The organism is Azospirillum sp. B506 (genome assembly GCF_000333595.1).
GTDB lineage: Bacteria > Pseudomonadota > Alphaproteobacteria > Azospirillales > Azospirillaceae > Azospirillum.
This window is the reverse complement of record NZ_BADK01000103.1, coordinates 1-5,913: the sequence shown is the minus strand read 5'-3', so window position 1 is coordinate 5,913 and position 5,913 is coordinate 1. Positions and strand designations below refer to the sequence as shown.

General features: G+C 67.0%; 6 protein-coding genes. 1 reads left to right on the top strand and 5 read right to left on the bottom strand.

All coding sequences use genetic code 11. From position 1 onward, the window contains the following. From I71_RS03840 to I71_RS03820, 5 genes are all read right to left on the bottom strand, one after another. Nucleotides 1-645 (bottom strand): proton-conducting transporter membrane subunit (locus tag I71_RS03840; RefSeq protein ID WP_280109842.1); only part of this gene is annotated, 645 nt, incomplete at its 3' end. 22 nt (nucleotides 646-667) lie between these two features. Then, nucleotides 668-2,518: an NADH-quinone oxidoreductase subunit L gene (locus I71_RS03835; protein ID WP_042690866.1), complete on the bottom strand. Its 1,851-nt coding sequence runs from the start codon at nucleotides 2,516-2,518 to the stop codon at nucleotides 668-670. Between the two features lie 14 nt (nucleotides 2,519-2,532). Continuing rightward, entirely contained in the window at nucleotides 2,533-2,805 is a 273-nt protein-coding gene (locus I71_RS03830; protein ID WP_042690863.1) for a MoaD/ThiS family protein, read from the bottom strand. Nucleotides 2,806-2,880: 75 nt separating this feature from the next. After that, a complete protein-coding gene (locus I71_RS03825) occupies nucleotides 2,881-4,686 on the bottom strand; it encodes an aldehyde ferredoxin oxidoreductase family protein (protein WP_042690861.1) in 1,806 nt (601 codons plus the stop codon). Continuing rightward, nucleotides 4,646-5,164 carry a 4Fe-4S dicluster domain-containing protein gene (locus I71_RS03820; protein ID WP_042690858.1) on the bottom strand — a complete coding sequence of 173 codons (519 nt, stop codon included), beginning with the start codon at nucleotides 5,162-5,164 and terminating at the stop codon, nucleotides 4,646-4,648. The genes I71_RS03825 and I71_RS03820 overlap by 41 nt, the downstream gene beginning before the upstream one ends. A 528-nt stretch (nucleotides 5,165-5,692) precedes the next feature. On the opposite strand from I71_RS03820, the gene I71_RS03815 reads away from it, so the two are divergent. Next, nucleotides 5,693-5,913, top strand: a 221-nt coding sequence (locus I71_RS03815) for a hydrogenase maturation nickel metallochaperone HypA (protein WP_042690855.1), incomplete at its 3' end; no start/stop codon positions are given.

Here is a 5,913-nt window from a genome sequence, read left to right as displayed (position 1 = left end):
CCATATCGTCGATCGAGGAGAAGCCAGCATCGGCTTCAACTCGCGCTGGGCCAGCGCCAGCAGCGCGGCGCCCAGCAGCGACAGCACCGCCAGCCCGATCCACAGCGGCGCGAAGCCGGTGAAGATCCAGGGCGCGGTGTCCCGCAGCGTCAGCAGTTCGCAGAAGGCGCCGACATCGACCACCGCGACGATCAGCGCGGTGGTCATCGCCGACGAGGCGCGCGCCACCGCCGGCAGCCAGAACCAGACCGGCACCAGCCCCAGCTTCAGCGCGACGCCGATCAGCAGCAGCGCCACCGCCAGTTTGTCCCAGGGCGCACCCGGCCGCAGCGTGCCGAGGCTGGTCAGCGCCAGCGCCATCCAGGTGCAGAGCGTGGCGAGAACGACTGCCGTCAGGTATTTGCGGGCGGCGGCCCGCGCCGCGCCGGTTCCGCCGCTCCACACCATGCCGACCGCCACCAGTTCGGCGGCGGAGGCGAGCAGCGTGGCGAACCAGGAATGGCCGGCGAGCCGGGCGGCGACGGCGAGCGCGACCGTGGCGACGGCGAAACGCCACCAGGATCGGTCCCCCTGCGGGATGGTGCGGGCGTACAGGCCGACGCCGAGCGCGATCCCCAGGAAGAGTGGTATCAGGACGGTGTCCATGTGCGGGTGTCTCCGGCAGCGCTCAGACCAGCCACACGCCGGTCAGCGCCGCGACCGCGACGAGACCGATGGCCAGGAGCGGGCGATCCTCGAGGACGGCGCCCACCGTGGTCTGCGCCGCACCGGCCACACGGGTCAGGGCGCGCCAGATCCGGAGATAGCCGGGATCGGGATCGAGCGAATAGACGGGGTGAAAGGCGTGTTCGGCCATTTCGGCGAAGTCCACCGCACCGGGCCGGTCCCCGGCGGGCAGCGGCTCGCCGCCGGAATAGACCGACACCAGCCCGGGAGCCGGTGCCTGCGCCAGCCGGTAGACCAGCAGCCCGAGCATGGCCGAGGCCAGCACCACGCCGCCGCCGACGGTCACCGCGATGGTGCCGCGGTCGGTCAGGATGCCGAGCCAGCTCATCTCCACCGCCCAGTCGAATCCCAGCGAACGCACCGCCGGCGCGACGATGGGCAGCATCAGCAGTTGCGGCGCGACGCCGAACAGCAGGCACAGTCCGGCCATCGACCCCATGCCGGCCAGCATGCTCGGCGACGCCTCGTGCACCGGACGGCCGAGCAGCGCCTTGGACGGCACGCCGTAGAAGGCGTTGACGGTGGCCTTCAGGAAGGAGAAGGCGGTCAGGATGCTGCCGATCCAGCCGACCAGCACCACGACCAGCAGCCCCTTGTCGAGCGCCGCGCTGAACAGCAGCCATTTGGCGACGAAGCCGTTGGTCAGCGGCACGCCGGCGATGGAGGCGGCGGCGATGATCCATATCCTGGCCGTCCCCGGCATCGCCGTGGCGAGACCGCCGAGGTCGCGCAGGTCGCGGGTGCCGGTGGCGTGCTGGATGGCGCCGGCGCACATGAACAGCGTGCCCTTGAACAGCGCATGGCTCAGGCAATAGAACAGCCCGGCCGCCAGCCCGAGATCGGTGCCGAGCGCCAGCCCGACGACGATGTAGCCGAGCTGGCTGACGGTGTGGAAGGCGAGCAGCCGCTTCAGGTCGGTCTGCGCCATGGCGAAGATGACGCCCACCAGGATGGTGACGCAGCCGACCGCCAGCAGCGGGACCTCCAGCGCGGTCTGCCAGTGTCCGTTGCCGACGACATACATGCGGGCGATCAGGTAGACGCCGGCCTTGACGTAGCAGGCGGAATGCAGCAGCGCCGACACCGGGGTCGGCGCGTTCATTGCCTCCGGGATCCAGGTGTGGAGAGGGAACATCACCGACTTGGCCATCGCCGCGACGATGAACAGCGCGGCGACCCCCGAGGTGAAGGCGGAGGCGACGGCCGGATCGGTCCACACCAGGGCGCCGGCGCGGGCATAGACCAGCACCAGCCCGACCAGGAAGCCGTAGCCGGCCAGATGGGTGATGACCAGCACCTTGCGGGCGCCGTCGGTCGCCGGTTTCTGCTTGTACCAGAAGCCGACCAGGCTGTAGGAGCACAGCCCGATCACCTCCCACGCCATGTAGGCGCCCAGCATGTCGGCAGCGCTCGCCAGCAGCAGCAGGCCGGCGATGAAGATCAGCATGATGGCGTAGAAGCGCGTCGTACCCTGCTCCTCATGCTCCATGTAGCGCATGGAGAACAGCAGGATGGCGGCGCCGATGCCGGTGCCCATCACCATGAACAGGACGCTCAGCCCGTCGACCCGCAGGCCGAGGGAAAACGGCCCGTCCCAGCCCGGCAGCAGCGTCGCTTCCACCGCGACGCCGTCCATGCTCGCGGGCACCAGCGCCAGCGCCGCGAGGAAGGAGGCGAAAACCATCGCGGTCGCAAGCACCCCCTTGGCGACCGGGGTCAGCCAGCGGGCGAGCAGGAGTTGAAGGACGAAGCCCGCGAGCAGAAGAAGGATGGGGAGCGTTGTGGGCGTCATGACCAGCCCCTTTCTCAGCCGCCGGCCAGCGGCGGAAAGATGAAGACGTCGGAGTCCGGCGACAGTGGCGTGTCCAGTCCCTGGAGACCGCGCACGTCCTGGCCGTTGACCAGGATGATGGCGTAGCCGGCGAGTTCGCCATCCTTCAGGATCCAGCGGGAAAAGTTCGGGCCGTAGTCGGCGGCCAGATCGCGCAGCAGGGCGCGGACGGAGGGCGCCGGCCGCTCCCAGATTTCGCTGCGTTTCCTGGTGGCGTCGCGCAGAAGCGCGAAATAGGACACTTTCATGGGACGACTGCCTTCCTGCCGGGATCGCCATCCGGACCGCCGCCGCGTGATGCCGTAGCGGCGGTCCGGACGGGGTCAGGCCAGCGCCAGCGCGTTCAGCTTCTCGCGCGTGGGCACGCCGTTCGCGTCCCAGCCGCGGGCGCCGTAATAGAGCGGCAGCATTTCCGGCAGGCGGCTGACCGCCCCCTTCGACGGGCCGGTCACGATCGGCTCCTTCAGCAGACGCGGCGGCAGCGTGTCGTCGGCGGCGGTCAGGCCGGCCTTCAGGTTCCACAGCCGCTCCAAGTTCCAGATCCGCTCGCCCGCCTCGATGAAGCTGTCGCCGCTGTAGGCGAAGCCGGTCAGCGCCGTCATCAGCTCGGCGAATTCGGGGGCGCCGATGCCGAAGGTGGTGAACAGGCAGGAGCCGGTCGAATCCAGCGCCGCCGTCAGGTTCTGGAACAGGGCGACCAGTTCCGCCTTGCCGTCGATGCTGTCCTTGTCGACCTTGACCGGCACGCCCAGCACCTCGGGGCTGATGGTGTAGCCGCGGACGTGGCAGCCGCCGCGGTTGTTGGTGGCGTAGTTCAGGCCGATACCCTGGACCGCGCGCGGGTCGTAGGCCGGCATCTCCTGCTTCTTGACGGTCATCGACAATTCGGGATGCCCGTAGAGGCTGGCCAGCCGGTAGGAGCCCAGCGCCAGCTTCTTGCCGAAGCCCTGGTTCAATCCGGTCAGCCGCACCGCCTCCACCATCGCGTCGGTGTTGCCGAAGTCGAGCTCCAGACCCTCGGTGTCCTCAAGCGTGATGATGCCGCGGCTGAACAGCTCCATCGCGCAGGCGACAGTGCCGCCCATCGAGATGGTGTCCAGCCCGTATTCGTTGCAGTAGTAGTTCGCCTTGATCACCGCGTCGAGATTGTCGATCCGGCAATCCGGGCCGAAGCCCCAGGCGGTTTCATACTCCGGCCCCTCGCCTTCGCCCTTGTATTTGGGATTGCTGACCTTGGTCGCTCGACCGCAGGAGATGATGCAGGAGAAGCAGCCCTTCGGCCGCTGCAGCTGGTTGGCCGCCAGCGATTCGCCGCCGACCTTGTCGGCGGTCTCGAAATGGCCGTCCTGGAAATTGGCGGTCGGCAGGCCACCGATCGAGTTCAGGATGTTGACCAGCACGTTGGTGCCGTAGAGGCGCAGGCCGGTGCCGCCGACCGGGTGCTCCTTGATCATGGTGCTGGCCTTGCCCACCGCGGCGAGGAAGGCCGTCTTGTCGGCGACGGTGACGGACCCGGTGCCGCGCACCACCACCGCCTTCAAGTTCTTCGACCCCATCACGGCGCCGACGCCGGTGCGGCCGGCGGCGCGCTGCATGTCGTTCATGATGGCAGCGATGTAGGAGAGATTCTCGCCCGCCGGGCCGATGCAGGCGATCTTGGCGTCGGCCGCCGTCTCAGTGTTCAGCGCCTCGGTCGTCTCCGGCACGTCCTTGCCCCAGAGATGGGCTGCGTCGCGGATCTCCACCTTGTCGTCCTGGATCCAAAGATAGACCGCCTTGGCCGCGCGGCCTTCCAGGATCAGCATGTCGTAGCCGGCGTATTTCAGCTCCGGCCCCCAGGCGCCGCCGGAATTCGACGCGGCGATGGTACCGGTCAGCGGTCCCTTGGTGACGACGTCGTAGCGGCCGGCCGACGGCGCGAAGGTGCCGGTCAGCGGCCCCGACGCGAAGATCAGCTTGTTCTCCGGCGACAGCGGATCGACGGTCGGATCCACCTCGTCATACATGTATTTGGTGCCGAGACCGCGGGCGCCGATATAGTTGCGCGCCAGGTCGGTCTTCAACGCTTCGGTGGTGATCTTGCCGGTGCTAAGATTGATCCGAAGGATTTTTCCTGTCCAGCCGTGCATGATCAGACTCCGCAAAAGGCGTTCTTGAGCTGGTTGCGAAGGAGCGTTTGCGCGCCTGCGCCGACACCGTATCCTCGACCCATTCCAGCGCGTGGGTGGGGCAGATCGTCGCGCAGGCCGGATCGCCGCCGCAGGTGTCGCATTTCAGGATTTGCGAGCCCAGAAAGTCCCAGGAGGCGCATCCGAACGGGCAGGCCTGCACGCACATTTTGCAGCCGATGCATTTGGCGGCGTCCAGCTCGACCTGGCCGTTGGCCGGATTGCGGTGCATGGCCTTCGGCATGCAGACAGTGGTGCAGGCGGCGTCCTTGCACTGCTGGCACATCATGGGAACGGAAAAGCCTTCGCGCTCCCAGGTGTAGACGTGGATGCGGGAGGCTTTCGGGCGAAAGTCTCCCTCATGCTCCATGGAACAGGCGAGTTCGCAATTGCGGCATCCGGTGCATTTGTCCGGATGGATCATCAGCATCATGCTCATGGTCGGGTGACCTCCTAATAACCGTGACGCGCGGGCCGGTCTCGCATGTCCGGTGTTGGGCTGGTTCCTCGGGATCCCGTCGGGGATCGTGCCATGTGCCCCGGCCAGCAGCGGCAACAAGGGATTGCCGCCAGAACGGCGGGGCGACCGCCGGGTGTGACCAGGGCTTTGGTGGGGTGTATGGGGACCGGTCCGGGGCGACGCCGGTCGTTCGGGACCAGTGTCACCGTCAGGGTGGATGGTAACCTATGGTGCCTGGTGTCGATCCGTCGGAGCCGAAGACGGCGAGGCGGAGCGTCTGCGTCTTTGAAGCGGTCATTGTCACTGACCCGTTATGTCCAGAATGGCATAGAGCCGTCCTAAATACCGCGTCTGGAGTGATCGGACGCCAATCTTTGGACCAGACCATCCTTTCCTATCACCACTCTGCACACATGAATATGATTTACATCAACGCATCCGCATCAGCTTTGATGAAGACATGAAACTATTGATCTATTGGAATCTGATTTCTTTTGGAGCAAATCGATGCACGAACTGTCCCTGTGCGAAAGCATCGTCGCCCTGGTGGTCGAAAGCGCCGGTCGGGAGGGCATCCGCCGGGTGACCCGTGTCACCGTGGACATCGGTGCGGGCGCCGCCATCGATCCCGAGGCCCTGCTGTTCTGCTTCCCCCTGATGACGGAAGGGACATCGGCGGTGGGGGCGGAGCTGGCGATCAACCGGAATGCCCTGAAGGCGCGCCTGCG

What these genes read in the sequence shown, in the direction of transcription:
- I71_RS03835 (WP_042690866.1), bottom strand. Translation starts at nt 2,518, where the DNA reads ATGACGCCCACAACGCTCCCCATCCTTCTTCTGCTCGCGGGCTTCGTC.
- I71_RS03830 (WP_042690863.1), bottom strand. Translation starts at nt 2,805, where the DNA reads ATGAAAGTGTCCTATTTCGCGCTTCTGCGCGACGCCACCAGGAAACGC.
- I71_RS03825 (WP_042690861.1), bottom strand. Translation starts at nt 4,686, where the DNA reads ATGCACGGCTGGACAGGAAAAATCCTTCGGATCAATCTTAGCACCGGC.
- I71_RS03820 (WP_042690858.1), bottom strand. Translation starts at nt 5,164, where the DNA reads ATGAGCATGATGCTGATGATCCATCCGGACAAATGCACCGGATGCCGC.